The sequence below is a fragment of the Neobacillus niacini genome (assembly GCF_023715415.1).
Classification (GTDB): Bacteria; Bacillota; Bacilli; order Bacillales; family Cytobacillaceae; genus Neobacillus; species Neobacillus niacini_C.
In genome coordinates this window covers 56,575-82,288 of record NZ_JAMBOB010000004.1, presented here as the reverse complement: position 1 = coordinate 82,288, position 25,714 = coordinate 56,575, and the positions used below count along the sequence as shown (strand labels likewise).

General features: G+C 37.9%; 31 protein-coding genes. 22 read left to right on the top strand and 9 right to left on the bottom strand.

Going from position 1 to position 25,714, the window contains the following annotated elements:
• The first annotated feature begins 76 nt into the window (after nt 1–76).
• From M3189_RS09690 to M3189_RS09680, 3 genes are all read left to right on the top strand, one after another.
• On the top strand, nt 77–1,270 hold the full coding sequence (locus M3189_RS09690; protein WP_251633700.1) for an alanyl-tRNA editing protein: 1,194 nt from the start codon (nt 77–79) through the stop codon (nt 1,268–1,270).
• Nucleotides 1,271–1,337: 67 nt separating this feature from the next.
• Nucleotides 1,338–1,715, top strand: a complete 378-nt coding sequence (locus M3189_RS09685) for a PH domain-containing protein (protein ID WP_251633698.1) — start codon at nt 1,338–1,340, stop codon at nt 1,713–1,715.
• Between the two features lie 71 nt (nt 1,716–1,786).
• On the top strand, nt 1,787–2,050 hold the full coding sequence (locus M3189_RS09680; protein WP_251633696.1) for a DUF1871 family protein: 264 nt from the start codon (nt 1,787–1,789) through the stop codon (nt 2,048–2,050).
• Between the two features lie 46 nt (nt 2,051–2,096).
• Here the strand turns inward: M3189_RS09680 and M3189_RS09675 are convergent, their stop codons facing one another.
• On the bottom strand, nt 2,097–2,921 hold the full coding sequence (locus tag M3189_RS09675; protein WP_251633695.1) for an alpha/beta fold hydrolase: 825 nt from the start codon (nt 2,919–2,921) through the stop codon (nt 2,097–2,099).
• A 202-nt stretch (nt 2,922–3,123) separates the two neighbouring features.
• A complete protein-coding gene (locus M3189_RS09670; RefSeq protein ID WP_251633693.1) occupies nt 3,124–3,339 on the bottom strand; it encodes a helix-turn-helix domain-containing protein in 216 nt (71 codons plus the stop codon).
• 207 nt (nt 3,340–3,546) lie between these two features.
• Between M3189_RS09670 and yugI the strand changes: the two genes are divergently transcribed.
• The 3 genes from yugI to M3189_RS09655 all read left to right on the top strand — a co-directional run bounded on the left by yugI (nt 3,547) and on the right by M3189_RS09655 (nt 6,619).
• Nucleotides 3,547–3,951: a S1 domain-containing post-transcriptional regulator GSP13 gene (gene yugI / locus M3189_RS09665; RefSeq protein ID WP_251633692.1), complete on the top strand. Its 405-nt coding sequence runs from the start codon at nt 3,547–3,549 to the stop codon at nt 3,949–3,951.
• A 155-nt stretch (nt 3,952–4,106) separates the two neighbouring features.
• Complete coding sequence (locus M3189_RS09660) at nt 4,107–5,306, top strand: ornithine--oxo-acid transaminase (protein WP_251633690.1); 1,200 nt, start codon at nt 4,107–4,109, stop codon at nt 5,304–5,306.
• Between the two features lie 23 nt (nt 5,307–5,329).
• Complete coding sequence (locus M3189_RS09655) at nt 5,330–6,619, top strand: Glu/Leu/Phe/Val family dehydrogenase (RefSeq protein ID WP_251633689.1); 1,290 nt, start codon at nt 5,330–5,332, stop codon at nt 6,617–6,619.
• Nucleotides 6,620–6,660: 41 nt separating this feature from the next.
• On the opposite strand, the gene M3189_RS09650 is transcribed toward M3189_RS09655, so the two are convergent.
• Nucleotides 6,661–6,891 carry a DUF378 domain-containing protein gene (locus M3189_RS09650; RefSeq protein WP_251633687.1) on the bottom strand — a complete coding sequence of 77 codons (231 nt, stop codon included), beginning with the start codon at nt 6,889–6,891 and terminating at the stop codon, nt 6,661–6,663.
• A 131-nt stretch (nt 6,892–7,022) separates the two neighbouring features.
• On the opposite strand from M3189_RS09650, the gene M3189_RS09645 reads away from it, so the two are divergent.
• The 8 genes from M3189_RS09645 to M3189_RS09610 all read left to right on the top strand — a co-directional run bounded on the left by M3189_RS09645 (nt 7,023) and on the right by M3189_RS09610 (nt 14,513).
• The gene (locus M3189_RS09645; protein ID WP_251633685.1) at nt 7,023–8,186 is read left to right on the top strand and encodes an iron-containing alcohol dehydrogenase; all 1,164 of its coding nucleotides are present in this window, start codon (nt 7,023–7,025) and stop codon (nt 8,184–8,186) included.
• A 168-nt stretch (nt 8,187–8,354) separates the two neighbouring features.
• Nucleotides 8,355–9,701 carry a glucose-6-phosphate isomerase gene (locus tag M3189_RS09640; protein ID WP_251633683.1) on the top strand — a complete coding sequence of 449 codons (1,347 nt, stop codon included), beginning with the start codon at nt 8,355–8,357 and terminating at the stop codon, nt 9,699–9,701.
• A gap of 94 nt (nt 9,702–9,795) precedes the next feature.
• A complete protein-coding gene (locus tag M3189_RS09635; RefSeq protein ID WP_251633681.1) occupies nt 9,796–10,194 on the top strand; it encodes a YugN-like family protein in 399 nt (132 codons plus the stop codon).
• Between the two features lie 141 nt (nt 10,195–10,335).
• A complete protein-coding gene (locus M3189_RS09630; protein ID WP_251633680.1) occupies nt 10,336–10,500 on the top strand; it encodes an aspartyl-phosphate phosphatase Spo0E family protein in 165 nt (54 codons plus the stop codon).
• Nucleotides 10,501–10,666: 166 nt separating this feature from the next.
• Nucleotides 10,667–12,340, top strand: coding sequence for a DUF6044 family protein (locus M3189_RS09625; protein WP_251633678.1), 1,674 nt, complete (start codon nt 10,667–10,669; stop codon nt 12,338–12,340).
• A gap of 19 nt (nt 12,341–12,359) precedes the next feature.
• On the top strand, nt 12,360–13,370 hold the full coding sequence (locus M3189_RS09620; RefSeq protein WP_251633677.1) for a glycosyltransferase family 2 protein: 1,011 nt from the start codon (nt 12,360–12,362) through the stop codon (nt 13,368–13,370).
• Complete coding sequence (locus M3189_RS09615; protein WP_251633675.1) at nt 13,339–13,770, top strand: GtrA family protein; 432 nt, start codon at nt 13,339–13,341, stop codon at nt 13,768–13,770. Before M3189_RS09620 ends, M3189_RS09615 begins: the two co-directional genes overlap by 32 nt.
• A 116-nt stretch (nt 13,771–13,886) precedes the next feature.
• The gene (locus M3189_RS09610; RefSeq protein ID WP_251633669.1) at nt 13,887–14,513 is read left to right on the top strand and encodes a LysE family transporter; all 627 of its coding nucleotides are present in this window, start codon (nt 13,887–13,889) and stop codon (nt 14,511–14,513) included.
• A 32-nt stretch (nt 14,514–14,545) separates the two neighbouring features.
• Here M3189_RS09610 and M3189_RS09605 read toward each other — a convergent pair whose 3' ends face one another.
• On the bottom strand, nt 14,546–15,907 hold the full coding sequence (locus M3189_RS09605) for an amino acid permease (protein ID WP_251633667.1): 1,362 nt from the start codon (nt 15,905–15,907) through the stop codon (nt 14,546–14,548).
• Nucleotides 15,891–16,064: a hypothetical protein gene (locus M3189_RS09600; RefSeq protein ID WP_251633666.1), complete on the bottom strand. Its 174-nt coding sequence runs from the start codon at nt 16,062–16,064 to the stop codon at nt 15,891–15,893. Before M3189_RS09600 ends, M3189_RS09605 begins: the two co-directional genes overlap by 17 nt.
• 220 nt (nt 16,065–16,284) lie before the next feature.
• On the opposite strand from M3189_RS09600, the gene M3189_RS09595 reads away from it, so the two are divergent.
• Nucleotides 16,285–17,040: a TraR/DksA C4-type zinc finger protein gene (locus M3189_RS09595; protein WP_251633664.1), complete on the top strand. Its 756-nt coding sequence runs from the start codon at nt 16,285–16,287 to the stop codon at nt 17,038–17,040.
• A 170-nt stretch (nt 17,041–17,210) separates the two neighbouring features.
• Here M3189_RS09595 and M3189_RS09590 read toward each other — a convergent pair whose 3' ends face one another.
• On the bottom strand, nt 17,211–17,429 hold the full coding sequence (locus M3189_RS09590; protein ID WP_251633663.1) for a YozQ family protein: 219 nt from the start codon (nt 17,427–17,429) through the stop codon (nt 17,211–17,213).
• Nucleotides 17,430–17,520: 91 nt separating this feature from the next.
• Here M3189_RS09590 and M3189_RS09585 point away from each other — a divergent pair, with 91 nt between their 5' ends.
• The 7 genes from M3189_RS09585 to M3189_RS09555 all read left to right on the top strand — a co-directional run bounded on the left by M3189_RS09585 (nt 17,521) and on the right by M3189_RS09555 (nt 23,234).
• Nucleotides 17,521–17,664: a hypothetical protein gene (locus M3189_RS09585; protein ID WP_251633662.1), complete on the top strand. Its 144-nt coding sequence runs from the start codon at nt 17,521–17,523 to the stop codon at nt 17,662–17,664.
• A gap of 27 nt (nt 17,665–17,691) precedes the next feature.
• Complete coding sequence (locus M3189_RS09580; protein WP_251633661.1) at nt 17,692–18,576, top strand: cation diffusion facilitator family transporter; 885 nt, start codon at nt 17,692–17,694, stop codon at nt 18,574–18,576.
• A gap of 209 nt (nt 18,577–18,785) precedes the next feature.
• Entirely contained in the window at nt 18,786–19,724 is a 939-nt protein-coding gene (locus M3189_RS09575) for a magnesium transporter CorA family protein (RefSeq protein WP_251633660.1), read from the top strand.
• Between the two features lie 175 nt (nt 19,725–19,899).
• Nucleotides 19,900–21,162: a S8 family peptidase gene (locus M3189_RS09570; RefSeq protein ID WP_251633659.1), complete on the top strand. Its 1,263-nt coding sequence runs from the start codon at nt 19,900–19,902 to the stop codon at nt 21,160–21,162.
• Nucleotides 21,163–21,314: 152 nt separating this feature from the next.
• A complete protein-coding gene (locus M3189_RS09565) occupies nt 21,315–22,535 on the top strand; it encodes a tetratricopeptide repeat protein (RefSeq protein WP_251633658.1) in 1,221 nt (406 codons plus the stop codon).
• Between the two features lie 11 nt (nt 22,536–22,546).
• Nucleotides 22,547–22,699 carry a hypothetical protein gene (locus tag M3189_RS09560; protein WP_251633656.1) on the top strand — a complete coding sequence of 51 codons (153 nt, stop codon included), beginning with the start codon at nt 22,547–22,549 and terminating at the stop codon, nt 22,697–22,699.
• A gap of 124 nt (nt 22,700–22,823) precedes the next feature.
• Nucleotides 22,824–23,234 (top strand): hypothetical protein, encoded by a 411-nt coding sequence (locus M3189_RS09555; RefSeq protein ID WP_045519128.1) that lies wholly within the window; start codon nt 22,824–22,826, stop codon nt 23,232–23,234.
• Between the two features lie 47 nt (nt 23,235–23,281).
• On the opposite strand, the gene M3189_RS09550 is transcribed toward M3189_RS09555, so the two are convergent.
• The 3 genes from M3189_RS09550 to M3189_RS09540 all read right to left on the bottom strand — a co-directional run bounded on the left by M3189_RS09550 (nt 23,282) and on the right by M3189_RS09540 (nt 25,599).
• Nucleotides 23,282–23,845, bottom strand: coding sequence for an FAD-dependent oxidoreductase (locus tag M3189_RS09550; RefSeq protein ID WP_251633655.1), 564 nt, complete (start codon nt 23,843–23,845; stop codon nt 23,282–23,284).
• Between the two features lie 121 nt (nt 23,846–23,966).
• Nucleotides 23,967–25,169, bottom strand: a complete 1,203-nt coding sequence (locus tag M3189_RS09545; protein ID WP_251633653.1) for an MFS transporter — start codon at nt 25,167–25,169, stop codon at nt 23,967–23,969.
• 16 nt (nt 25,170–25,185) lie between these two features.
• Nucleotides 25,186–25,599 carry a MarR family winged helix-turn-helix transcriptional regulator gene (locus M3189_RS09540; RefSeq protein WP_251633651.1) on the bottom strand — a complete coding sequence of 138 codons (414 nt, stop codon included), beginning with the start codon at nt 25,597–25,599 and terminating at the stop codon, nt 25,186–25,188.
• Between the last annotated feature and the right edge of the window lie 115 nt (nt 25,600–25,714).

Sequence of the window (25,714 nt, the reverse complement as noted above, 5' to 3'; positions counted from 1 at the left end):
ATTAGACCTGACAAGCCTGTTTCTTCATAATTGAGGGGACAGGTTTTTTAATAAATTTAATTGGGAGTTAACAAGCATGGAAAATAAAATATTTTATCAAGACGCTTACATAAAATCATTTACTGCTCAAGTAATGAACCAAGGAAAAGACAGTGATGGAAAGTATTACATAGTGTTGGATCAAACTGCTTTTTACCCAACAGGTGGAGGGCAGCCGCATGATATGGGAACCATTGAAAACATTAAAGTACTTAATGTGGAGGATGCTGAGGGAGAAGTACGTCACTACCTCGAAAGCGACTTACAGGATGTTAGCTCTCCCGTTTATGGTGTTATTGATTGGGATAGAAGATATGATCATATGCAGCAGCATGCTGGACAACATATTCTTTCAGCTGCTTTTGAACAACTATATGGATATAAGACCATCGGTTTCCATCTAGGAAATGAAATGCTAACCATTGATTTAGAAACAGCTAATCTTTTGGAATTAGAAGCTGTGAAAGTAGAGGAACTAGCCAACCAGATTATTTTAGAAAATCGTCCAATCGAAACGAAATGGGTAACAGAAGATGAACTAGTCCATTATGATTTGCGAAAAGAAACAAAGGTTAAAGAGGATATTCGGCTTGTTATTATTCCAAACTTTGATTATAACGGCTGTGGTGGAACGCATCCAAAAGCAACGGGTGAAGTCCAAGCAATAAAAATAGTAGACTGGGAAAGACAAAAGAAAAAAGTCCGCGTACAATTTGTTTGTGGAAATCGTGTGGTGAAACAGTTTGCTCAAAAAAACAAGGTGCTTATGGAGCTAACCAAACTGCTTAATGCTCCTGAAAAAGATATGGTGGAGGCAGTGACCCGGCTTCTAGAGAATAGTAAATCAATGGAGAAAGAATTAGAACAATCACGTGAGTCCCTGCTGCACAACGAAGCAAAGAGTTTATTAGAAAAGGGTAAAAGTGAGAACAGAATTGTCAGTGGTGTATTTCAAAACAGAAGTATTCAGGAGCTGCAAAAATTAGCACGAATCATTATTGCGGAGGATGAAGAAACGATTGTGTTAATCGTATCTCAAAATGAAAATAGGTTGCAGCTTGTTTGTGCACGAGGTCCGGCAGAAACAGCAAGTATGAAAAAGGTAATGGGAAATGCACTTTCTACCATTAATGGTAAGGGAGGTGGTAGTGATGCGTTCGCACAAGGAGGAGGAGAAGCGCTAATCTCAGGTGAACAAATGCTTCAGCATTTGTTGGAGTTAATCCAATAGTAATGGTTGTAAATAAAAATTTTATATATACTAATGTTAGAAAGTAGCAAGGAAGGGTGTGGGTTTAATGGGATTTTTTGATGGTATGATGGGAAATGCCGCAGAGGTAAACCCTGCAGATGCACAAAGGGAATTCGCTAGAATACTTGCTGTGAATGAAAAAATTGAAAAGGCGTATAAGTTAATTAGAGATTTATTTATTTTTACCAATAAACGGCTGATTCTAGTGGATAAGCAGGGGTTAACAGGAAAGAAGGTTGAGTACCATTCCATTCCCTATAAAAGTATTACCCATTTCAGTATTGAGACGGCGGGAAGCTTCGATTTGGACGCAGAATTAAAAATCTGGATATCAGGCAATGCGCTCCCACTTCAAAAACAATTTAACAAAAACCTAAATATCTACGAACTCCAAACAGTACTAGCGGAATACGTCCTGAAATAGAAAAGCTACAGCGCCTTGCCCCGAGCCACTAGGCGCTGCAGCTAGACAAATAGAAAAGCAGGGGGAGACCAATGGAAAGTAAAATGAAAACGAATTTGCAATTTGTGGACCTATTAAATGAATGGGACCCTTTCGAGATAAAGAATGGTAATTATGACCCGGAGATTGCTGATACCATCCAAGCCATTCATGAAATAGACAACCCAGAGGCATTAGCAGCCAGAATACAAAGTATATATGAATTTTCCTTTGAGAGAATCATACCAATACAACAGTGCTTGAAAATTGCTAATGAACTGCTGTTGATAAAGGATAACGACTCATGTACAGTATAAACGACAGCAAAGGCTTAAAGATATCTTTAAGCTTGCTGTCGTTTTTTTAGGCCAGGAATTGTTTGATATGCTGAAAAACATCCTCAGGACGTTCCTCAGGAACTAAATGACCCGTTTCCCTTAAAATAACCAGTTCAGATTCTCTTAAGTCATTGTTTAAGCGCTTTCCGACAGTTAAAGGGACAACTTTGTCATACTCACCCCAAATTAATAAACATGGATGGGCAATTTGTTTAAGTACTCCCGTTGAGAGGTCGCCTTCATGGTCGCGAATCATTCTTGTTAAGGCAAAGAAAATTTCATCCTTTAAAAAGGGCTGTAAATAACCAAACAGCATCTCATCACTGATTAGGGAGTGGTCATGAACGACATTTTGAAGGTTTTGCATGATACCTGAACGAGCGAGAAAAAACTTTACATATAAATGAAAATAGGGAATGTAACTGCCAATAATCAATGGCAGTTTTGAACGTTTGGAATAGGATGAACTACAAAGCAGGACTGCCTTTTGTGCTAACTCGGGCTGTTGATGCAGGATATTGAGGACAATTTGTCCGCCCATAGAATGGCCAATAAGAGTAACTTCTTCTAAACCTAGTGTAGAAATGAGCTGAATAACCGTTTGAGCTAGGTTACGATAGGAATAAACAAACTTGTTACTCTTCCCGCTCTTGCCAAAGGGAGGGAGGTCAATGGAAACGACTTGATATTCTTTATTTAAAAAAGGAATCAATCTTCGATAGCTAAAAGTGGAGGAAAGAAATCCATGAAGCAGGACTAGTGTCCTTTTGGAATTAGGATTTGGGTAAAATTCATAATAAATATTAATATCATTCACTAGCTGGTTACGGTAATAAACCTTCTCTTCCACGTAGGCAACCCACCTTCTACTGATTGTTCGTTATCATAATTTCTCCAGTTGGCTCTTTTTTCACACGTATTCTTACATTTTTTTCAAAAAAAAAAGAGGACACACCTTATTAGGCTGTCCACTTCAAAAAGGGGGGAATACTAGAAAGCTTATAACTAAATGGTTTCCCATTTTTGCTTACTTTATACAATCATAATATAAATTATATGTGTTTATCGAGTTGGTCTAAAGAAAGTTCAGAAGCTGGGATGTCGAGAACGGTAGATAATTTTAAAAGTGTTTGAGTACTTGGAATTTGTTCGCCAGATTCATACTTTTCGAGCGTATGAATCCCTACTCTAATTTTTTGCGCTAGTTCCCCTTTTGTCATTTTCAAGTGTTCTCGATAAGTTTTGATCGTACTGCCAATTGTATTCACTCATGATCACCTCTCCACACCAGATATTATCTCATTTTCATTCTAACATAAATTTCTTTTTTCTAGAAAAAAACCTATTTGAACATTATGTTAACGTTTTCCTTTCCTTCCTCTTGGAAAACCTCTTTTGATTAAATGTTTACAGTGTGCTATAATTTCTTATTGCGTATATAGAAGATAAAATAATTATTTTTTAGGAGTGTTTTCATGACAGAAAAGATCGAAACTGGAAGTATTGTAGCAGGTAAAGTAACTGGAATTCAACCATATGGTGCGTTCATAGCATTAGATGAAAATACACAAGGTCTTGTGCATATTTCAGAAATCACACATGGTTATGTAAAAGATATTAACGACCATCTTAAAGTTGGAGATGAAGTTAAGGTAAAAGTATTGTCAATTGATGAAAATGCTGGAAAAATTGGTTTATCAATTCGTGCAACGGAAGAAGCTCCTGTTCAACAGGCTGTTGCTAAACCAAAGAAACCTCGTAAGCGTCAAGCGGCTGCTATCGTGCCAGAAGTTGATGGACAACAAGGCTTTAACACATTAAAAGATAAGCTGCAAGAATGGATTGACCAATCTCAACGTGAAGATCTAATCAAGAAATAATAACCATGAAAAACCTAGCTCCTTGCTATCAACTAGCAGGGAGCTAGGTTTTTATTTATATAAAAAAGATTTTTTACATAATTGTTCATTCTTTTTACAGGCTCGGCTACAATAGGTATGTACATAGCTCACCATTGAAACGGAGGAAAAGTTTAATGGCAGTAGAAAAGAAATCGAAAGGCTTAATAGAACAAACTGAAAAATACGGAGCACATAATTATCACCCGCTTCCAATTGTTATCTCTCGTGCGGAAGGAGTTTGGGTAGAGGACCCAGAGGGAAATAAATATATGGATATGTTAAGTGCATATTCTGCAGTTAACCAAGGCCATCGTCATCCAAAAATTATTCAAGCATTAAAGGACCAAGCAGATAAAGTAACGTTAACTTCGCGTGCTTTTCATAATGATCAATTAGGTCCATGGTATGAAAAGATTTGCAAATTAACAAATAAAGATATGGCGCTTCCAATGAATACAGGTGCTGAGGCAGTCGAAACTGCGATTAAAGCTGCACGACGCTGGGGTTATGATGTAAAGGGAGTAGCTGAGAACCAAGCAGAAATTATTGCTTGTGTAGGAAACTTCCATGGCAGAACGATGACGGCCGTCTCCTTGTCCTCCGAAGCTGAATATAAACGTGGATTTGGACCGATGCTTCCTGGAATAAAACTTATTCCTTATGGCGATTTAGAAGCCCTAAAATCTGCTATTACCGTCAATACCGCAGCATTTTTAATTGAACCCATTCAAGGCGAAGCAGGAATTGTTATTCCACCTGAAGGCTTTATGAAAGCGGCCTTTGACTTATGTAAAGAAAATAATGTTCTTTTTATTGCAGATGAGATTCAAGCTGGCTTAGCTCGCACCGGGAAAATGTTTGCCTGTGAATGGGAAGATATAGAGCCTGATATGTATATCCTTGGTAAAGCACTTGGCGGCGGTGTTTTTCCCATCTCATGTGTAGTAGCAAATAATGATATATTAGGTGTATTTAATCCTGGTTCTCATGGTTCTACTTTCGGAGGAAATCCACTTGCATGTGCAGTCTCAATTGCAGCGCTGGATGTTTTAATGGATGAAAACCTCTCCGATAAATCATTGGAATTAGGTCAATATTTTGTAAGCAAATTAAAAGAAATTCATAATCCGAGGATTAAAGAAGTACGTGGCCGCGGCTTGTTTATCGGGGTAGAATTAACAGAGCCAGCACGGAAATATTGTGAAGAATTAAAGGAGAAAGGGCTTTTATGTAAGGAAACGCATGATACGGTAATTCGTTTCGCTCCTCCTCTGATTATTACGAAGGATGAATTAGATTGGGCAATAGAACGTATTAAAGAAGTGCTTGCCTAAATGAAAAAAACTGAGGTGCCAAAATGGGGAAGAATGATGTAACAAACACTGCATGGGAAAATAATAAAGAGGAAGAGAACTTAAATCTTCTTACCTCCACGCAGATTGTTATTCATGATGCTTTAAAAAGACTTGGATTTACAGAAAATGCGTTTGAAATCTTGAAAGAACCTATCAGAATGTTGGTTGTAAGGATTCCGGTTCGGATGGATGATGGGTCTGTAAAAGTTTTTACTGGCTATAGAGCTCAACATAATGATGCAGTGGGACCAACGATAGGCGGTGTTCGTTTTCATCCCAAAATCACTGAAGATGAGGTAAAAGCATTGTCAATGTGGATGAGCTTGAAATGCGGAATTGCTAATCTACCCTTTGGCGGTGGAAAGGGAGGAATTCTTTGTAATCCAAGGACCCTTTCATTTGGTGAACTCGAACGCTTAAGCCGGGGATATGTTCGTTCTATTAGTCAAATTGTGGGTCCGACCAAAGATATCCCGGCACCGGATATGTATACCAATTCTCAGATTATGGCTTGGATGATGGATGAATATAGCCGCCTCCGTAAATTTGATTCCCCTGGCTTTATTACAGGAAAGCCTCTTATTCTGGGAGGCTCAGAAGGCAGGGAAGAAGCAGGGGCACTTGGAGTAGCCATTTGTATAGAAGAAGCAGCCAAAATACAAGGTCTTCCCATTAAAGGGGCTCGGATCATTATTCAGGGATTTGGTAATGCTGGCAGTTACATTGCAAAGTTTATGCACCAATCTGGAGCCATTGTCGTGGGGATTTCTGATGTCTATGGTGCCCTTTATGACCCAGATGGCCTAAATATTGCGTATTTACTTCAGCGTCGCGACAGTTTTGGTACGGTAACCAGCCTTTTTGATGGAACCATCACCAATGAGGAATTGCTTGAACAAGAATGTGATATTCTTGTACCAGCAGCGACCTCCAATCAAATTACAGCTAAAAATGCTCAAAATATTAAGGCCAAGATAGTAGTGGAGGCTGCCAATGGCCCCACAACTGGAGAAGCGACAAGGATTCTTTCTGAACGAGGCATACTGCTTGTTCCGGATGTTTTGGCAGGAGCTGGAGGAGTGACTGTTTCTTATTTTGAATGGGTACAGAATAAGCAAGGCTATTATTGGGACGAAAAAGAAGTAGCAGATAAGTTACGTGAGAAGATGGTCAGTGCATTCCAACAAATTTATACCCTTTCAAAAAACAACAATGTAAATTTACGTGTTGCCGCTTATATGGTTGGAGTTAGAAAATTGGTAGAAGCCTCAGAATTTAGAGGATGGATATAAAAAAATCCTTGCGATACCACTGCAAGGATTTTTTTATACCTTTATCTTGTCGTTTCTGTTTCTGGTTCCCTAACATGTGCTTCATTTGGCTTGAAGAGAAGTCCAAGATTAATAAGTCCAGCAATTCCCACTAAGCCATAAATGATTCTTGATAGTGCTGAATTATCACCAGTAATAGCTTCCACTAAATTAAATCCAAAAAAACCAATTAATCCCCAATTAATAGCACCGATGATCGTAAGAATTAAAGCAATTCTTTGAATCGTACTCAAGCAGGATTCCTCCTATCAAATTTTTTGTTCACTATTAGATTGTAGATAAATGTATATAAATATTCATATCAGTATCTTTGCAAAAAATATTTTTTTCAATAATAATAAAAGGTGAAAGGATGGTGCATTTCATGCAAAATTTTACATTTTGGAATCCGACCAAATTAATTTTTGGTAAAGGACAGCTTGAGCAATTAAAAAAGGAAATCCCTCTTTATGGACAAAAGGTATTAGTGGTGTACGGCGGCGGCAGCATTAAACGCAGCGGTCTTTATGACAAAGTGATAAACCTGCTTAAAGAAATCAATGCACAGGTTTTTGAATTACCAGGGGTAGAACCGAATCCTCGAATTACAACGGCACGTAAAGGCGTAGAAATATGTAAAAAAGAAGGCATTGATGTCCTTTTAGCCGTTGGCGGCGGCAGTGTTATTGACTGTACGAAGTTAATAGCAGCAGGCGCAAAATATGACGGAGATGCATGGGACCTGGTCACAAAAAAAGCAGCCGTAACAGCTGCGCTTCCTTTTGGAACGGTTTTGACCTTAGCGGCAACAGGTTCAGAAATGAACTCCGGATCCGTTATCACTAATTGGGAAACGAATGAGAAATACGGCTGGGGAAGCCCACTTACCTTTCCAAAATTCTCGATTTTAGATCCAGTACATACTTTTTCTGTTCCGAGAGATCAAACGATATATGGAATTGTCGATATGATGTCCCATGTACTAGAGCATTATTTTCATTTGGAAGAGAATACATTATTCCAGGATCGCATGTGTGAATCCTTACTGATTACAGTAATGGAAACCGCACCTAAATTGCTTGAGAACTTAGAGAGCTATGAACATCGAGCAACCATCCTTTATAATGGAACAATGGCTTTAAACGGTATTTTAAATATGGGTTATCGTGGTGACTGGGCTACACATAATCTTGAACATGCCGTTTCAGCTGTATATGACATCCCGCATGGCGGAGGTCTTGCGATTTTATTTCCGCACTGGATGAAACATAATCTTAAAGTTAAACCAGAGCGCTTTAAACAGCTAGCCGTCAGAGTGTTTGGGGTTAATCCAGAAGGGAAAAGTGCAGAGGAAGCAGGACTTGAAGGAATTCAAAAATTACGTGAGTACTGGAATAGTATAGGTGCACCTGCGCGTTTAGCAGACTATAAGATTGATGACAGCAAAATTGACTTAATGGCTGACAAAGCGATGGTTTACGGTGAATTCGGCAACTTTACGAAATTGAATAGAGAAGATGTTGTAACAATTTACCGTGAGTCACTGTAAAAAATAACGGGCATTTTTAAATGCTCGTTTTTCTTTTTCGACAAATTCTTTAACATGTAAAAAATTTGGCGAAAATGGGTACGCTTACAAGGAAAGCCTATTCTTGATAATCTGCCAGGCATTCGTTAAAGTGAGAGTTGAAAATAAAATTTTTGGAGGATTACATACATGACACACATACGTTTTGATTATTCAAAAGCGTTAGCCTTCTTTGCAGAACATGAGATTACATATTTGCGGGACGCCGTGAAGGTCGCACACCATTCACTACATGAGCAGACAGGAGCAGGAAGTGACTTTTTAGGCTGGATAGACCTTCCGACAAATTATGATAAGGAAGAATTCTCTCGTATTAAAAAAGCGGCAGAAAAAATTAAAGCCGATTCAGACGTACTCCTTGTAATTGGTATTGGTGGATCCTATTTGGGAGCAAGAGCGGCAATTGAAATGCTTCAGCATAGCTTCTACAATGCCCTGCCAAAAGAAAAGCGTCAAACACCACAAATCATTTTTGTTGGTAATAATATTAGCTCCACCTATATGAGAGATGTTATGGACCTTCTTGATGGAAAAGACTTTTCTATCAATGTTATTTCAAAATCTGGAACGACAACGGAGCCAGCAATTGCCTTTAGAATTTTCCGTAAGCTTCTTGAGCAAAAATATGGTGCAGAAGAAGCAAAGAAGAGAATTTATGCAACAACAGACAAAGCAAGGGGCGCTTTGAAAACCTTGGCAACTGAAGAAGGCTATGAATCTTTTGTGATTGCAGATGATATAGGCGGACGTTATTCTGTTTTAACAGCAGTTGGCTTACTACCTATTGCTGCAAGTGGTGCGGACATTGATAAGATGATGCAGGGGGCTGCTAAGGCACAAGAAGACTACAGTCATTCTGAGCTAGAAGAAAATCCTGCTTATCAATATGCTGCTGTTAGAAATGCTCTTTATAATAAAGGGAAAACAATTGAAATGCTAATCAATTATGAGCCAGGGCTTCAATACTTTTCTGAATGGTGGAAGCAGTTGTTTGGAGAAAGTGAAGGAAAAGACCAAAAAGGGATTTACCCTTCTTCTGCGAACTTCTCAACGGATCTCCATTCTCTAGGACAGTATGTACAAGAAGGTCGCCGTGATTTGTTTGAAACAGTCATTAAGGTAGAAAAACCTCGACATGAATTAACAATAGAAGAAGCTGAAAGTGATTTAGATGGTTTAAACTATCTTGCTGGACAAACCGTTGATTTTGTAAACAATAAGGCATTCCAAGGAACAATGCTTGCACATACAGACGGCGGAGTGCCAAACCTAATCGTATCCATCCCAGAACTTGATGAATACACATTCGGCTACCTTGTCTATTTCTTCGAAAAGGCATGTGCAATGAGCGGATACCTGCTCGGAGTAAATCCATTCGACCAGCCAGGAGTCGAAGCATACAAAGTAAACATGTTCGCTTTACTAGGCAAACCAGGCTTCGAAGAGAAAAAAGCTGAATTAGAAAAAAGACTTTAATAAATAAAAAAGTAGAGTACTGACAAAATCAGTACTCTATTTTTTATCTTTTTTGGGAAAACTAATAAATAATGATAATAAGGGGGCGAAAAGATTGATTGAAATACCATCAACTATAGAAGGTAAACAATTTGATTTGTATAAGCTAGAACAAAAATTAAAGCCAATCGGTTATTCAATCGGCGGTAGCTGGGATTATGACCATGGTGCCTTTGACTACAAAATTAATGATGAAGTGGGCTATCAATTTCTAAGGCTGCCATTTTCAGCTATTGATGGGCAGTTAGACGCAAGAAACTGTACAGTGGAGCTTGGCCGACCATTCCTATTGTCTCATAAGTATCAAATAGGACTTGATGACCATATAGGTGACGCAGGCACTTTAAATCAATTTTCTGAACCAGTTGATAAGGACGCTAGTTTTCCTGAACAGTATATTGAAACAGGAAAGACCCTTGTAAAGGAACTTGAATCTATATTAAGTACAGAATAAACCAATAGTGAAATTGTACTAGTATAATGTTCACGAATGATACAATTATTTTTAATAATTCTACTTGTATTATATTGTTAAAATTAATAAATTAAGGTTAATAATATAAATATGGTATAAACGTGAAAAGAGGTTGGAGCTATGGAACTAAGCCTGGACTATTTGTTATCTGATATTGAAAAAACGAGGTTAGAAATGATTGATCTAGCGGAACAATATGGATACTGTAACCCAAATGTTGTTCAATGCAGCCAAAAGCTCGACACTCTTCTAAATGTATACGATACTATACAATTAAAACATTAAATCAAAGTAAAAATAACCTTTCGTTCATTCGGAAGGTTATTTTTTATCTAGAGTAGTGCTTAAAGGGAGGAAAACAATTGGTTAAAAGGAATAATTTCCATTCACTATGCAAACTTTATTAAATGTAGGGTCATATAAAGGACACAGGTTTACGAGGTGTGAATGAGTGTACAGAGATTCGAAAAAAGAGCTGAGGTTCATCCTTTTTGCTTTGCTAATTCTAACAATATATCTTTCCCCACTTTTTATTCTCCAAGAGAATGCTCATATCCGTGTTCATGATAACTTGGATTCGAATTTAGCATGGTATAAAGTTCTAGCCAAAAGCGGTCAAATGTTTGGAGATGTAAATGCGGTGATTCCCCAAATTATTAACGGGGTGCCAAGAAATGCATTTGGAACGGAATACAGCATCATTGTATGGCTCTATGCGCTGTTTCCAACCATGATTGCATATGGTCTCAGTCAGACGTTAACCAGAATAGTCGCATTTATAGGGATGTATTTACTATTAAAAAAACATTTCCTTGCAGGTGATAAATGGACTTTCCTACAGATTGGAACAGCACTTGCCTTTAGTTTAACCCCGTTTTGGCCATCAGGAATGCTAAGTACCTTGGGAATGCCGCTCGCACTGTGGGCTTTCCTTAATATTCGAAACGGAGAAGGAACGAAGAAGGATTACATAGTCCTAACGCTCATCCCATTTTATGCAAGTATCGTTCTCGGTTTTTTCTTTTTTTTAAGTGCGATGGGAATCTTTTGGCTCTTGGATGGTATCAGGAGCAAAAGATGGAATCTGCGTTTCTTTTTTGCTATTGCCTATATGACTTGTATTTTCATGCTCGTTGAATACCGACTAATCTATTCTTTTTTATTTTCCACTGAATTAAACAGCCGTGACGAATATTTCCATGCTTATTTACCCTTATGGAGGGTAGTACGGTTAACACTGAAAAATTATGTTTTAGGACATACGCATGTAATGACGGTACATGGTTTATTTATTTTACCTGTAACGTTAATTGCCCTTTATTTTGTTTATTCAAAAAAACTTTGGAAACAGGAAAAGCTCTTTGTTTTTTTATTTGTCTTAAATTTTGTGTTATCTCTCTGGTATGCTTTTTGGTTTTATAAAGGCTGGTTACCATTAACGAAAGTGTTTCATTTTATGGATACCTTTAATTTTGCCCGTTATCACTTTTTAAGGCCAATGGTCATATATGCTGGATTTGCTCTGGCATTGAAGATACTCTCTCTTCAAGGGCATAGCTGGTCTAAAACCGCAAAATGGTTTGCCATCCTGCAAATTCTATTATTGTGTTTATATAACGATGAGATTATCTATCAGAAAAAGCCAACGGTAAAAGAGTTTTATGCAGAGGAATTATTTGCAGAGATTAAAGAGCATATCGGACTAGATCAAGAAAACTATCGGGTGGCTAGTATCGGAATACATCCTGCCATTTCCCAGTATAATGGCTTTTACACTTTGGATACCTATAATAACTTCTATCCATTAACCTATAAGCACAAATTCAGACAAATAATAGAGTCGGAATTAGCAAAAAATAAAAATATTCGGAAATATTTTGACCAGTGGGGCGGCCGGTGTTATATCTATACGGCCCAGCTAGGGAAAAAATATATGGTCAAGAAGGACTCAAAAAGGAAATTAAAAAACCTGCAATTAAATACGTCAGTATTTAAAGAGATGGGTGGTACATATATCCTATCAGCATTGCCTATAACAAACTCAGAGGAAAACCACCTGTCACTAGATAAGGTATTTGAATCGAAAAGTTCCGCATGGAAAATCTATTTATACAAGACTTTGTAAACATCGGGGGTTATTACAGATGGAACCTGTCCTGACAATAGTCGTGCCTTGTTATAATGAAGAAGATGTTTTACCTGAAACCATTCACCAATTGTACCAGTTTGTTAAACAGTTAGTGAGCGAACAGCTTGTTTCAGATAAAACCAAGATTTTGTTCGTCGATGATGGAAGTAAGGATCGAACATGGGAAATCATTTATAAAGCAGGATTAAGAAATGAGCATGTCCGCGGTATAAAATTATCAAGAAATGTTGGACATCAAAACGCATTGTTAGCAGGATTGTTTGCAGCAAAGGACTCTTCAGATTGTGTTGTCTCTATAGACGCAGACCTACAGGATGATATTCAAGTCATTCGGGAGTTTATCTATAAATTTAATGAAGGAAATGAGATTGTTTATGGTGTTCGGAAGCGAAGGGATACTGACACAATTTTTAAGCGGAGTACGGCTCAAGGTTTTTATAAGATAATGAGAAAATTAGGAGTAGACCTTGTTTATAATCATGCAGATTTTCGTTTAATGAGTAAACGAGCTTTAATGGAGTTAGAAGGATTTAAAGAAGTAAATCTTTTTTTAAGGGGAATTGTGCCGCTTCTCGGATTTCGTTCGGATATCGTCTACTATGACCGTAAAGAAAGACAAGCAGGTGAAACAAAGTACCCCTTAAAAAAAATGCTGGCCTTTGCCTTTGATGGAATTACCTCCTTTTCTGTTTCACCGATTCGCTTTGTTTTAATGATTGGCTTCGTTTCCTTTTTCCTTAGCCTGTTATTTGGCTTATATTTTTTAATGTTAAAAACATTAGGGGAAACACAAACTGGCTGGACGTCACTTATTACTTCTATCTGGTTAATTGGCGGCTTGCAGCTAATTGCGATTGGATTAATTGGAGAGTATGTAGGGAAAATTTATAAGGAATCGAAGCAGCGTCCCAAGTTTATTATAGATATTGATACCTTTTCAATGCCAATTCCTCGGCGTCATCTAATTAGAAAAAATGAGGAGGAGGAGTTTTATAAAACCAACTAATTCATTCATTCGTTTTCTCCTTGTTGGGGTTATCAATACATGTGTTGGTTTATTTATCATCTTCTTTTTACTAAATGTACTACATCTTTCGTATTGGGTTTCGACCTTTGTGGGGAATTTAGCTGGGGCTTGTATTAGTTATCTATTAAATCGATCTTATACCTTCAATAGTACGGTCTCTATTCAAAAGGGGCTGCCAAGATTTTTGACGATTATACTCATCTGTTATTTTGGCGCATATTTCTGCAGTGAAAAGCTAATGATTTGGTTCACCTCCTTTCATTTTGAAAATACAGCTGTAGAACAAAATGGAGCTGTGCTTTTGGGAAGTGTGCTTTATACAATAAGTAATTACCTAGGGCAAAAATATTTTGTATTCAACACTGTAAAGACGGCTTAAGGAGTGTTCTTACCTAAAGAAGACTCTCTTTTTTTTGAAAATAATGTGGTACAACCCCTTTTTCCTGAATAGAAATTGATAGACAGGCTTCTATTTAAATTCAGGGAGAGATTGTGATGAATATATTTTTGAGTTATATTTTACTAGGATTGTCGCTGGCGGCTCCTATTGGCCCCATTAATGCCGCGCAAATTGATAAGGGGATAAAATTTGGTTTTATGCATTCATGGCTTATAGGGGTCGGGGCGGTCGTAGCTGATGGAGTCTACATGATGATTGTTTATTTTGGAGTGGTTCACTTCCTAGAAACTCCTTTTATGAAAACCTTTTTATGGTTATTTGGCTGTTTTGTCTTAATTTATACTGGAATTGAAACCATGCTTTCTGCTAATAGGTTGAAAATAGGAGAGAAAAGAAAGGATGAACATTTAGTAAAGTCTTTTTTATCTGGTTTCTTTATGTCTATATCTAACCCATTAACGATTTTATTTTGGCTGGGTATTTACGGCTCAGTACTTGCCAAGACTGCAGCAACCTATGAAACAAGTCAATTAATCCTTTACAGCAGTGCCATATTTATTGGATTACTTATTTGGGATTTCACGATGGCTGGGATTGCGAGTAATTTTCGGAAATATTTAACATCAAAGCTGCTTGTGGGAATATCGCTTCTGTCTGGAGTATCCCTAATTGGGTTCGGAATTTACTTTGGCTTCCAAGCCTTTAATGTATTATTTGGATAACAACAAAAGCCAGCGAATATAGACGCTGGCTATCAAGCGGTTGGCCAAGGACTAAGTACTTTGCCCTTTTTCTTTTTCTTTTTCCACTTAAGATTCATAATTAATGTTATGCAGCCTATAATCCCAATGAAAGCCAGGCTAATGAAGAAACCAGGCCGGCTTGTGCTATGAAATAAGGTTCCGCTAACAGCGATAAGAATGAACAGGATTCCTATGGAGTATTTTATTTTATCTTTTGCTGTTACCTCTAATAATTTCCATGATGATGCTAAAATAAAAATCCAGTTGTAAAGGAGCATGAGTCCTGCAGCTGTCGTAATGTATTCATAAACATGACCAGGCATTAAAAGCGCACAGACAATGGAAGCAGATATTCCTAAAACGGTAATGAGTAAAGTGGGAATAGGAACTTTTAGTTTACTTTGTCTGCAAAACAATCCTGGTGCATCCCCTTCTTCAGAAAGTGTTACAAGAATGCTGGTAACTGCAAAAAGGGAGGCAACCATTGTCGAAAATCCCGCAATAATTAATGCTCCATTAAAAAGATGTGGAATAAATGTTAAATTGTAATTGTTTAAAGCATTAACGAATGGACTTTTCTCGCCATTAAATTGATTCCATGGAACCATTATAACGGCAAGACCGATGGAAAGCATGTAGATAACCATTAGAGTGACCAGCATTACTTTTCCAGCCTTAGGAGCTTCCTTTGGATCCTTTAATTGGGTAGCCATTAAGCCAAGGATTTCAATTCCTCCAAAGGCATAGAAGGCAAAGATAACCCCGGACCATAACCCTAGTACACCATGAGGGATTAAATCCTTTTTGCTGTCTGGATATTGAATAGGCCGGTCTCCATCAATTACTCCGAATATCGCCAATAAAGCAATAATAATAAACATTAAAATGGCCGCTATTTTTATGACGGCAAGAATATTCTCCAATTTGTTTAGTATACTTACACCGATTAGGACGACGACTAGTCCCAGAAGAGCATAAACACCAGCAAACGCCCAAAGTGGAATTTTTGGGAACCAAAATCGTGAAAAGATAGAAAGAGCGGTCATTTGACTGCCCATAATCAATACCTCCGACATCCAATAGACCCAGCCGCTGCTAAAGCCTGCCCACCTGCCGAAGGCTTTTTTCGCATAGGAACGAAACCCGCCCTTAAGTGGTTCTTGTGCAGTCATTTTTGCAAGTGCATCAAAGACCAAGTAGGTTCCTGCCGCTGCAAGGATGAAGGCGATAAGAATCGCAGGTCCAGTCATTTTGATGGCAATACTGGACCCGAGGAAGAACCCTGTACCGATTGTACAACCTACTCCAAATAATGAAAGCTGCCACCATTTCATATTTTGTTGTTCGTTTTCCCCGCTACTCGATTTGCCCATTTATTTTTCTCCCAGTTGCTCCTACGGATTTCTCTGTATTGTCCTGGTTATTATATTCAGGGTCATTCTTGCCGCGTTGTTGGTTAGCGCCGCCCAAGTATACACCTTGGTGGTGCTCCTGTTCTTTTTTGAACTTATTAAAATTTTCGTTTACCATTGAAGTCCCCTCTTTTCTTTTTCTAATATCGTTCTATATGTTAAGATACACGCACGCCAAAAACTTATTCAGCTTGTTCAAAAGTACAATTAGGTTTTTGTTGGAATCACGAAATTCATTACATAATCAACGACCAAATCAATGAAAATAAAAAGGTACTGAAAAAGGTGAAATTAACTGGGCGATATAGATGAGCAATAAGCCTTGAAAGGGGTTTACTATGTTAACGACAGAGCAGCTTGCTGGTTTTCGTTTGCAATTACTAAAGGAAAAAGAGGAAATAGAAGAGCGTCTCGAACAAAATGACCATTATGGTTTAGAACGAGGTCATTTTCATGAATCGATGGGTGAGTTATCAAGTTATGATAATCATCCTGCAGATGAGGGTTCAGAGTTATATGAACGTGAAAAGGATATCGCATTAAATGAACATACTGATTTGCAGCTAAGAAATATTAATAAGGCTCTAGAAGCAATGGAAAATGGTTCATACGGAAAATGTGAAGTGTGTGGAAACGAAATTTCTTATGAACGATTAGAAGCATTGCCAAATACAACCTATTGTAAAGAACATAGTCCAGATCAAGTTGTTTCGCAAGATCGACCGATTGAAGAGGGGGTATTGATGCCGCCGTTTGGAAAATTTGATATGGATTCAAAGGATGAAAATGTAGCATTTGATGCGGAGGACTCCTGGCAGATTGTAGAGCAATGGGGAACCTCCGATACACCTTCAGATTTAGCTTTTCCACAAGACCACTACAATGATGTTGGTATTGAACCAGATGAAAATGAGGGGTATGTTGAGGATTATGAAAACTTTGTAGGTAATGATATGTATGGAAACAATATCACGGTTTATCCAAATGCACAACACGAACGCTATGAGCAGTCATTAGATGAAGACGGCATCATGACAAGCTTTGGAGACCTTCCGGCATATGAACATGATCCATATGTGGATGACGATAAATAAACAGAAAAACAGCTTTCGCGTTTTGGAAAGCTGTTTTCTCTAATTTTACTTGTCTAGCTTCAGCGCCTAGGGGCTCGGGGTCATAAGTCAATCCGTCAAGAAGGTAAAAACCAACCTTCTTGACGGCTCGTCTTATGCCTGTCGCCCCTGAGCAAGGCGCTTACGCATTTCTATTCGTTTCTGTATGGCTTTTGTGCAATCGGGAGATCCTTTGCATTTAAATCGTCATCGGTGGATGTATCGATTTCCCCCTCCATATAGGTGTCACTTACCTGTTCATGTGTGGTAGCTAACCCTGTAGACATCACATCATTTTTTTGATAATCACTTGTTTCATACGTCCGTCCAGCGAGATCAGTGCTGTTGTTTGTAGCGTTCTTTTTATCCATGCTGCACACTCCTTTAGTTAATTTGGTACAACCGTATTTTCTACGTTTTATTCTAAGATTACTCATACAAAAATCAAGGAGCTGATAAGTTATGAACAAAGATAAGTATCCATCAAGGGAAGAATTGGATGAGGCTTTTCATTTTCTGCATGATGCGATTAACAGAATCACGGTCGAAGAAGAAGTGGAAGAAATGAAGATGGAGGTTAATGGGAATAATCAAGTGGAGAAGTAGAAATTTTTTTTGAGGTGGACTAGATAGATGAGGGAATCCTTAGCGAAGAAAATTGCCTGGATTAGTGTGATTAGTAATATTCTCTTAACATTAGGAAAGCTTTTCATAGGTTGGTATGGAAATAGTGACGCTGTTTTTGCGGATGGTATACATTCTGCAGCAGATGTATTTGCCTCTGTTATTGTCTTACTGGTTATTAAAATCTCCAATAAACCGGCTGATAAGGAACATCCATATGGTCACGGAAAAGCAGAAGTAATTGTTTCTGGAATCGTAGGAATTTTACTTTTCCTTGTTTCCATCTATGTGGTCTATGAAGGAATCGCTGGGTTTTTCCATGAAGTAGAAACACCAAGTTACTTAGCGATGTGGGTAGCAATTATTTCCTATATTACTAAGATTATTTTGTATCGTTCATCATTAAAGGTGGCTAAAGAGCATAATAGTAAGGCAATTGAAGCCATCGCCCTTGACCACAAAGCAGATATTGTGGCTTCGATTGCTGCAGCGATTGGGGTTCTTCTCTCAATAATGGGCGAACGTTTTGACATTTTTATCTTACACTATGGAGATAAAGCAGCCAGCATCTTTGTAGCTTACTTAATTTATAAAATCTCTAAGGAAATGTTACTAGAAGCTTTCGATATCTTACTTGAACGTAATATTGATGCTGCAACATTACAAGAATATAGGAATGTAGTGAATGAATTTCCTGAGGTAAAGAGGATTGATCGGATTAGAGCGAGGGAACTTGGTCATTATGTATTAGTGGATCTAAGAATATCCATTGACCACTATAAAACCATTAAGGAAGGTCACGACCTTGCAAAGCTGATCAAAGGGAGAATGATGGAGAGATACGACAATATTGAAGAAGTATTAATTCACTTAAACCCTTATTTTCCTGAATAAATTCTTGTTTGTACTTTTTTAATTTTGGGTTTATGATAATGAAGTAATTATATGATTTCTAGGAGTTGATATTTTTGAGTTATGCAATAGACCCGGACCCTAGTAGGAGCGGGGAAGTCAGTGTTATCTTTGAATTGGATTCTTCAGGAATATCAGCTCTAAAGAAGGTAGTTTGGCTTCCTCGAACAATGTAGTGAGGAGGTTTTATTATGTTGGAGATTTATAAAAGCAGTGAAACAAGAGTGCTTGAACAGGTAGAAAAAATCTCAAAGGGCTGCTGGATTAATATGTACGCCCCAACCGAAGAAGAAATTAACAGGGTTACAGCTGAAGCTAACATCTATGTAGACTTTATCAGAGACGCCCTAGATGACGAAGAACGTCCAAGAATTGAGCGTGAGGATGGCCAGGTTTATATCATTGTGGATTATCCGTATATTACTCATGATGATGCTGGCTTTCCCATCTATGAGACCATCCCAATTGGAATCGTATTAACTGAAGAGTGTATTATCACTGTATCCTTAAAGGATACTCCCATCTTAGAAGTTTTTAAGAATAATAAGATAAAAGAGTTTTATACCTTTAAAAAGAACCGATTTGCTCTGCAAATTCTTGCTATTATTACATCCTATTATCTGCGGTACTTGAAACAAATTAACAAACGAACAAATGAGATTGAACGCGAACTTCATCAATCAATGAAAAATAAAGAACTGTATGCTTTTCTTGCTTTAGAAAAGAGCCTTGTTTATTTCACAACGTCCCTAAAATCCAATAAAGTCGTATTAGATAAAATTCTTCGTTTTAGTTATATAAAAATGTATGAGGAAGATAAGGATTTATTAGAAGACGTAATGATTGAGAAAATCCAGGCAATTGAGATGGCTGAAACGTACAGCTCGATCCTTAGCGGCATGATGGATGCTTTTGCATCGATTATTTCCAATAACGTAAATATTGTCATGAAATTTTTGACATCCTTTACCATCATACTTTCATTCCCAACCATCGTTTTCAGTTTTTATGGGATGAACGTGGACCTACCGATGCAAAACAGCCCACATGCCTTTTGGATATCAATCGCTGTAGCTAGTATTTTATCTACCTTAACAGCATTAATTTTTTGGAAAAAGAAATATTTCTAATGTCATACAAGAAAAAAGAAGGAGGCTCTGGAGAAAATCTTCAGGGTCTTTTTTTGTGGAAACGAAAAATTTCCCAACTTTTATAGGTATTTTTTCATTTACATATTCTGAATATTCTAAATAAAATTGAGGAACAGGTCCAAGCCTGGAGTAGATAAGGTAGGGGTGAATGTGAATGAAAAAGAGAAAAGTAGTAGGAGCGTCAGTACTTAGCTTTGTAATGGGAGTATCCATGTTTGCAACAGGGGCTTTCGGTCAGCAGCCAAACAGCCAGGAGGAACCGCTTCGGGTTATTATTCAAGGTCCATCCGCTGATAAGGCACAGGCAAAGAAAACTGTTGGGGTTCGTTGGGATTTTGGGGCAGAGGGTTTTACAACCACGGTTAACAGCAAACAATACCAAGCGCTATTGAAAAATAAAAACTTAAGTATTGAAAGAGTTGAGGAAGTCCAGTTGGCACCAAATAAAGAGGCGGCCGCTAAACCTGGTGGTTCTGCCAATTCTGGTCCAAGTGATCGAACACCATGGGGAATTCAAGCAATATATAACGATTCTGCTATTCAGTCAACCTCTGGTGGCGCTGGAATTAAGGTGGCAGTACTTGATACGGGGGCTAATACGAGTCACGCAGATCTAACGAATAGAGTGGAGCAATGTAAAGATTTTACTCAAAACAAATCACCTCTTATAGAGGGCAGTTGCTCCGATGGAAATGGTCATGGTACGCATGTAGCAGGTACCGTACTTGCAGACGGCGGAACGGGCCAAGGGATATATGGAGTGGCACCAGAGGCTGATTTATGGGCATACAAAGTGCTAAATAATCGGGGATCTGGTTATTCAGATGACATTGCTTCAGCCATTCGTAAAGCTGCGGATGAGGCAACTAGGACAGGTTCAAAAGTAATTATCTCCATGTCATTAGGTTCTAGTGCAAAGGATTCCCTGATTTCAAGTGCTGTCGATTATGCCTACGGTAAAGGTGTATTAGTTATTGCAGCGGCTGGGAATGATGGTCCATCAAGCAATACGATTGGGTATCCAGGCGCACTAGTCAACGCTGTAGCAGTAGCAGCATTGGAAGATGTTCAGCAAAACGGTACATATCGTGTAGCTGATTTCTCTTCTCGAGGCAATCCTGCTACAGATGGTGATTATGTCATTCAAGAGCGTGATGTAGAGGTTTCTGCTCCTGGGAGAGCAATCGAGTCTACATGGTACGATGGTTCTTACAATACAATCAGCGGAACATCAATGGCTACGCCTCATGTATCGGGATTAGCAGCCAAGATATGGGCTGAAAGTCCTTCGTTATCACACACCCAGCTTCGTAAAGAGCTTCAGGACAGAGCAAAACTTTATGATATTAAAGGCGGAACAGGAGCTGCAACTGGCGATGATTATGCATCAGGCTATGGATTTCCAAGAGTAAGATAATAGGAAAAAAGCCATCTGATTATTTTTACAGATGGCTTTTTTACCCTTTATGTCATTATTTTTTAAATAGTCTGAAACAAATAAGTGGAAGAGGTGATAGTGTTGGTATAAAATAGGGGAAAACGGAAGAGCTTCTAGAGGGTGGTTATTTTATGGAATTTGGACCATTGATTAAGTACTACAGAACTCAAAAGGGGATTACACAAAAAGAACTTGCTGCTGGAATTTGCTCTATCCCTCATTTAAGTAAGATTGAGAATAATTCAAAAGATGCGAATGAAGAAACCATTTCCTTATTGTTAGAGAGACTTGAAATAAGCTATGGAGACATGGAAGAAAAAGAAGAGTTAATAAAAAGTCTATTAAAAGATTTTGGCGAAAAAATCAACTTCTATTTACGAGAGGAAATTGAAATAATCTATAAAAGGCTTAAAGAATTAGAACATGTTATCCCTTTTTCTGCTCAAATGTATTCATATGAATTATATAAATATCGCTATCTATTATTCAAAGGATTACTATCAGATGCTGAGGAACAAAGGGATTTATTACATAAACAAAAGAAAAATTTTTCCCAACATGAAAGGTATTTATTTCGCTATTATAATGCTGTATTTTTAATATTAAAGGGTCAGTATAGAAGTGCTGATGACCTGCTAGAAGAATTATATGTGGACAACGATAATGAAACAACAAATGGAGAATTTCTCTATCATCGTGCTCTCGTTAAGACCTCGCTTGAACACTCAGGACATGCCATTCATTTTGGCAAGCTGGCACTGCAAATCTTTATGAACCAGCATAATTTTTACCGTATACTGCACACGTTAATGCTATTAGGAATTAACTATACTCATTCAAATATTTATGAGGAAGCATTAGTTTGTTTTAGGCATTTAATCCGAAACGCAGAATTATTAAAGGAAGAAAAGATGTTGCCGCAAATCTATCATAATATGGGCTACTTACATAAAAGAATGAATAATGAAAAAGAAGCATTAGCCTTTTATGAAAAAAGTCTGGCACTTCAACCTGTAAAAGATATAAACTATCTTGTAACGCTCTATACGATTGGAGAACTACATTGGTCTAGTCAATCCTATGACAAGGCAGAAGAGTGTTTCCAAACAGTTAAATCTCTATCTAAGGAGATTGCTGTGAAAAAATACAAGCTTTTGGCAGAGTTTTTTCTAATTCATATGACTTCACTTGAAAAAGGTATTAAATACTTAGAATTAAAGGTAATTCCTTACTTTGAGGAAACAAAAGAACATAAAGATGATCTGACCCGTTTTTACAAAATGCTATCAGACTACTATAGTACACAAGGGATGTATTTAGAGGCAGTAAAATATTTTACAAAGCTCAATTGAGGAGGAAGATTATGAAAAAGGCAATAATAGTAGGGATTTCACTTTCACTTCTTATCCTATTTTCACCCATTAAGAACAATAGTAGCCAATATACTTCTACCGTTGCCATGGCTGAGTCAAGTACGAATATTAATGTTCACCCTATTTTACCACCAGTTGGGTGAATCTAAAAGATCCTTCATGATAGGAGCACCTATCTCGAAGGATCTTTTTATTTCAGTTAATATTAATTAAAATTTATTATTAGGGGAAAAATAGTTTATATGTGTTAACAAGGAGGAGAAGAATATGAAATCGTTTGTTGTAGGTTTTCATCAAGAAGACAATGTGGATTCAATGCAGATTCAAAAGCTAAGCCAGGAGGACTTTGAAAAAGCAACAGAAGGTGGTACAAGACATCTATTTGATTTAGATACGAACATTGGCTTTTTTGTCTTTTTCGACGCAGAAGATGCCGATGGGGATGTGTCATACATGGTGCTTCAATATGAAGATCCGACAGGAGAGGATGGAAGTGAAGACCCAGTGGGCTGCTATTCCTTCCAATTGAAGGATTTTTATGAGTTTACAGCTCTTTATCTAAATGATCTTGAATTTAATGAAGAGGTAAGTGAAGAGGAAGAAGACTATGGGCCAATACACCACCTAGCACATCTCTTATTCCATATTGTTGAAGAGGGAAAAGATCTAGAGGTATGAATTTATTACAAAACCCCCAAATAAATATGGGGGTTTTGATTTTTAAATTATGCTTTTAAGACATCATGGTCGACATAGCGTTCGCCATTCAATACACTAATTACATTAATTGCAACCTTTGCACCGTCACCAGCAGTAACGATAGTATGTACGCTCACACCAGCCACAGTACCGGCTGCCCATATGCCATCGATATTTGATTTACCTTCCGCATCTACATCAAGGATCGTTTTTACTCTAGGCTCAGTACCAGGCTTGGTAGTTAAACCCGCTTTTTCAGCTAAGTCTACAAGGAAACCTGTAGCAACGATTACATGCTTTGCATCATAGTCACCGTTTTCGGTTTCCACCTTAAAGCCTTCTCCAACTTTGCTAATATTCGTAACTGTAGCCTGGACGATCTCTCCGCCAAATTTACTTACCTGCTGTTTACCAATTTCAACGAGGTCTGGTCCAGAGATTTCCATCACGCCATAATGGTTTTCAACCCAAGCACGCTTTGTAACTGTCTTATCATTATCAAGCACCAAAGTTTTCTTTCCTGCTTTAGCAGTCAATAAGGCAGCACTTGCTCCTGCAGGTCCAGCACCAATCACTACAACATCAAACATGTAAAAACCTCCATTCGAAAAAATAACATACAAAAAAAGTGTACCCTAATAAATTGGAAAAGTAAAAATCATTGCTTATGGCGTAAAAAAGAACCATCTAAATAAATGATGGTTCTAGATATTATTGCTCATTTACTTTTAAATGTTGCTGGCGTGTCATTTTTGGTTTTCGAACTTGCAAGAAGTAGTAAAGAAGTGCTCCGATAAGAATGTAGAACGAACATAGGAAGTACAAAGAGCTAAAATCCATTTTTGCTGCGATTAACCCCACCAAGAATGAACCGAGTGCAATGCCAATATCGTAGATTGATAGGAAAGTAGCAGTAGCTAAACCACGTTTTCTAGGTGCAGCGTTCTGAATGGCAATGGTTTGGAAGGTTGGAAAAAGAGTACCCCAACCTAAACCGATCATTCCGGCAGAAACGAGAAACGTAATCGCTCCGTTGCTTTGACTCAAGACAAACATACCAAAGGCAAACAAGACGATGGAAGGGAATACAATCACGTTAGGACCATATTGATCCAGCCACCTTCCTGTAAAGGGTCTAGACATTAATAAAATGATCGCATACACCACAAAGAATAGACTTGAGACCTCGCTAACATGTATTTCATTTGCGTAGACAGATACGAAGGAAAGTAGGGCAGAATATACAATCGCTAAGAAACTGCCTACAATGGCAATCGAAACTGAAGAAGGTTCAAAAAAGCTCTTCAAGGAGAAAGCCGGAACAATAACCTTGCGATTAGGTTCTTCAATATTTGTTAATTTAACAGTTAGACCAGTGATTAGTGCCCCTATGGCAACAATGACAGTTAGGATAAACATGGTTTTTGCTCCCCATTGTTGGATGGCTGTCAACCCCACAAATGGTCCTAATACCATTGCCATATTTGTCGACATGACAAAGTATCCCATTCCTTCTCCTCTACGTGAGCTTGGGATAAGGTCTGCAACAATCGCTCCTACTGCGGTAGTGGCCATTCCAAATCCTACTCCGTGCAATAACCGAATGATAAGGAAGCCTGTTACCGTTTGGGGGAAAAAGTATAAAAGCGAAGCGGCTGCGAAAATAACAAGAGCTGTTAATAACACTTTTCTATTGCTGCCACGTTCAAGCCATTGGCCGGCAAGTGGTCTTGATATGATGGCTGATAACAAGAAAACAGTGGTCATTAAACCTGCCTGTGAAGCATTACTGTCAAATTCCTGCAAGGAGAAAATTGGCAGAGTTACGAGTAAGATATAGAAGGTTAAAAATAGAAAAAAGTTACTCAAGGAAATGTTTATAAAATCCTTCGTCCATAATTTAGGTTTGTTCATGTTTTTTTTCACTCCTTTACAAAAGCTGTTTTAACCAAACACTTTGCAATGTCAATAATTCTTGCTGTGAGGTTTCTGGAAAACTCTTTAATAATGTCTGATTACACTCCGTAACAACCTGTTCCCAATTTGGAAATTCCTTTATTGCTTCCTCTGTTAATTCGATATACTTCTCACGTTTGTCCTTGCCAGGGATTTGTTTTACATATCCTTGTTTAACAAGCCGTTGGATCGTCCGGGTCATCGGAGGAGCTTCAACAAATAAATAATCAGAGAGTTCTTTTTGGGTTAGTGAGCCTTTTGTATGTAAAACAAAAAGGACAGACCATTGCGCACTATATAAACCAAATGGTTTTAGAGCGTCATTAAGTCTATTGGTCAATTGTCGGGAAAGTTGATGAAGAGTATGAAATAATGCGTGGTTAGTCAAATTTTAGTTCACTCCAAAGTTAATATAAGTACATTACTTACCTGGGTAATTATTTTATTTACCTAGGTAACTATATCGATTTAAGACGAAAATGTCAAGAAATGTTCACCATTAA

Excerpts from the sequence above, each read along its gene's own strand:
- M3189_RS09690 (WP_251633700.1), top strand. The coding sequence starts at position 77 with ATGGAAAATAAAATATTTTATCAAGACGCTTACATAAAATCATTTACT.
- M3189_RS09685 (WP_251633698.1), top strand. The coding sequence starts at position 1,338 with ATGGGATTTTTTGATGGTATGATGGGAAATGCCGCAGAGGTAAACCCT.
- M3189_RS09680 (WP_251633696.1), top strand. The coding sequence starts at position 1,787 with ATGGAAAGTAAAATGAAAACGAATTTGCAATTTGTGGACCTATTAAAT.
- yugI (WP_251633692.1), top strand. The coding sequence starts at position 3,547 with ATGACAGAAAAGATCGAAACTGGAAGTATTGTAGCAGGTAAAGTAACT.
- M3189_RS09660 (WP_251633690.1), top strand. The coding sequence starts at position 4,107 with ATGGCAGTAGAAAAGAAATCGAAAGGCTTAATAGAACAAACTGAAAAA.
- M3189_RS09655 (WP_251633689.1), top strand. The coding sequence starts at position 5,330 with ATGGGGAAGAATGATGTAACAAACACTGCATGGGAAAATAATAAAGAG.
- M3189_RS09645 (WP_251633685.1), top strand. The coding sequence starts at position 7,023 with ATGCAAAATTTTACATTTTGGAATCCGACCAAATTAATTTTTGGTAAA.
- M3189_RS09640 (WP_251633683.1), top strand. The coding sequence starts at position 8,355 with ATGACACACATACGTTTTGATTATTCAAAAGCGTTAGCCTTCTTTGCA.
- M3189_RS09630 (WP_251633680.1), top strand. The coding sequence starts at position 10,336 with ATGGAACTAAGCCTGGACTATTTGTTATCTGATATTGAAAAAACGAGG.
- M3189_RS09620 (WP_251633677.1), top strand. The coding sequence starts at position 12,360 with ATGGAACCTGTCCTGACAATAGTCGTGCCTTGTTATAATGAAGAAGAT.
- M3189_RS09615 (WP_251633675.1), top strand. The coding sequence starts at position 13,339 with ATGAGGAGGAGGAGTTTTATAAAACCAACTAATTCATTCATTCGTTTT.
- M3189_RS09610 (WP_251633669.1), top strand. The coding sequence starts at position 13,887 with ATGAATATATTTTTGAGTTATATTTTACTAGGATTGTCGCTGGCGGCT.
- M3189_RS09605 (WP_251633667.1), bottom strand. The coding sequence starts at position 15,907 with ATGGGCAAATCGAGTAGCGGGGAAAACGAACAACAAAATATGAAATGG.
- M3189_RS09600 (WP_251633666.1), bottom strand. The coding sequence starts at position 16,064 with ATGGTAAACGAAAATTTTAATAAGTTCAAAAAAGAACAGGAGCACCAC.
- M3189_RS09595 (WP_251633664.1), top strand. The coding sequence starts at position 16,285 with ATGTTAACGACAGAGCAGCTTGCTGGTTTTCGTTTGCAATTACTAAAG.
- M3189_RS09590 (WP_251633663.1), bottom strand. The coding sequence starts at position 17,429 with ATGGATAAAAAGAACGCTACAAACAACAGCACTGATCTCGCTGGACGG.
- M3189_RS09585 (WP_251633662.1), top strand. The coding sequence starts at position 17,521 with ATGAACAAAGATAAGTATCCATCAAGGGAAGAATTGGATGAGGCTTTT.
- M3189_RS09580 (WP_251633661.1), top strand. The coding sequence starts at position 17,692 with ATGAGGGAATCCTTAGCGAAGAAAATTGCCTGGATTAGTGTGATTAGT.
- M3189_RS09575 (WP_251633660.1), top strand. The coding sequence starts at position 18,786 with ATGTTGGAGATTTATAAAAGCAGTGAAACAAGAGTGCTTGAACAGGTA.
- M3189_RS09570 (WP_251633659.1), top strand. The coding sequence starts at position 19,900 with ATGAAAAAGAGAAAAGTAGTAGGAGCGTCAGTACTTAGCTTTGTAATG.
- M3189_RS09565 (WP_251633658.1), top strand. The coding sequence starts at position 21,315 with ATGGAATTTGGACCATTGATTAAGTACTACAGAACTCAAAAGGGGATT.
- M3189_RS09560 (WP_251633656.1), top strand. The coding sequence starts at position 22,547 with ATGAAAAAGGCAATAATAGTAGGGATTTCACTTTCACTTCTTATCCTA.
- M3189_RS09555 (WP_045519128.1), top strand. The coding sequence starts at position 22,824 with ATGAAATCGTTTGTTGTAGGTTTTCATCAAGAAGACAATGTGGATTCA.
- M3189_RS09550 (WP_251633655.1), bottom strand. The coding sequence starts at position 23,845 with ATGTTTGATGTTGTAGTGATTGGTGCTGGACCTGCAGGAGCAAGTGCT.
- M3189_RS09545 (WP_251633653.1), bottom strand. The coding sequence starts at position 25,169 with ATGAACAAACCTAAATTATGGACGAAGGATTTTATAAACATTTCCTTG.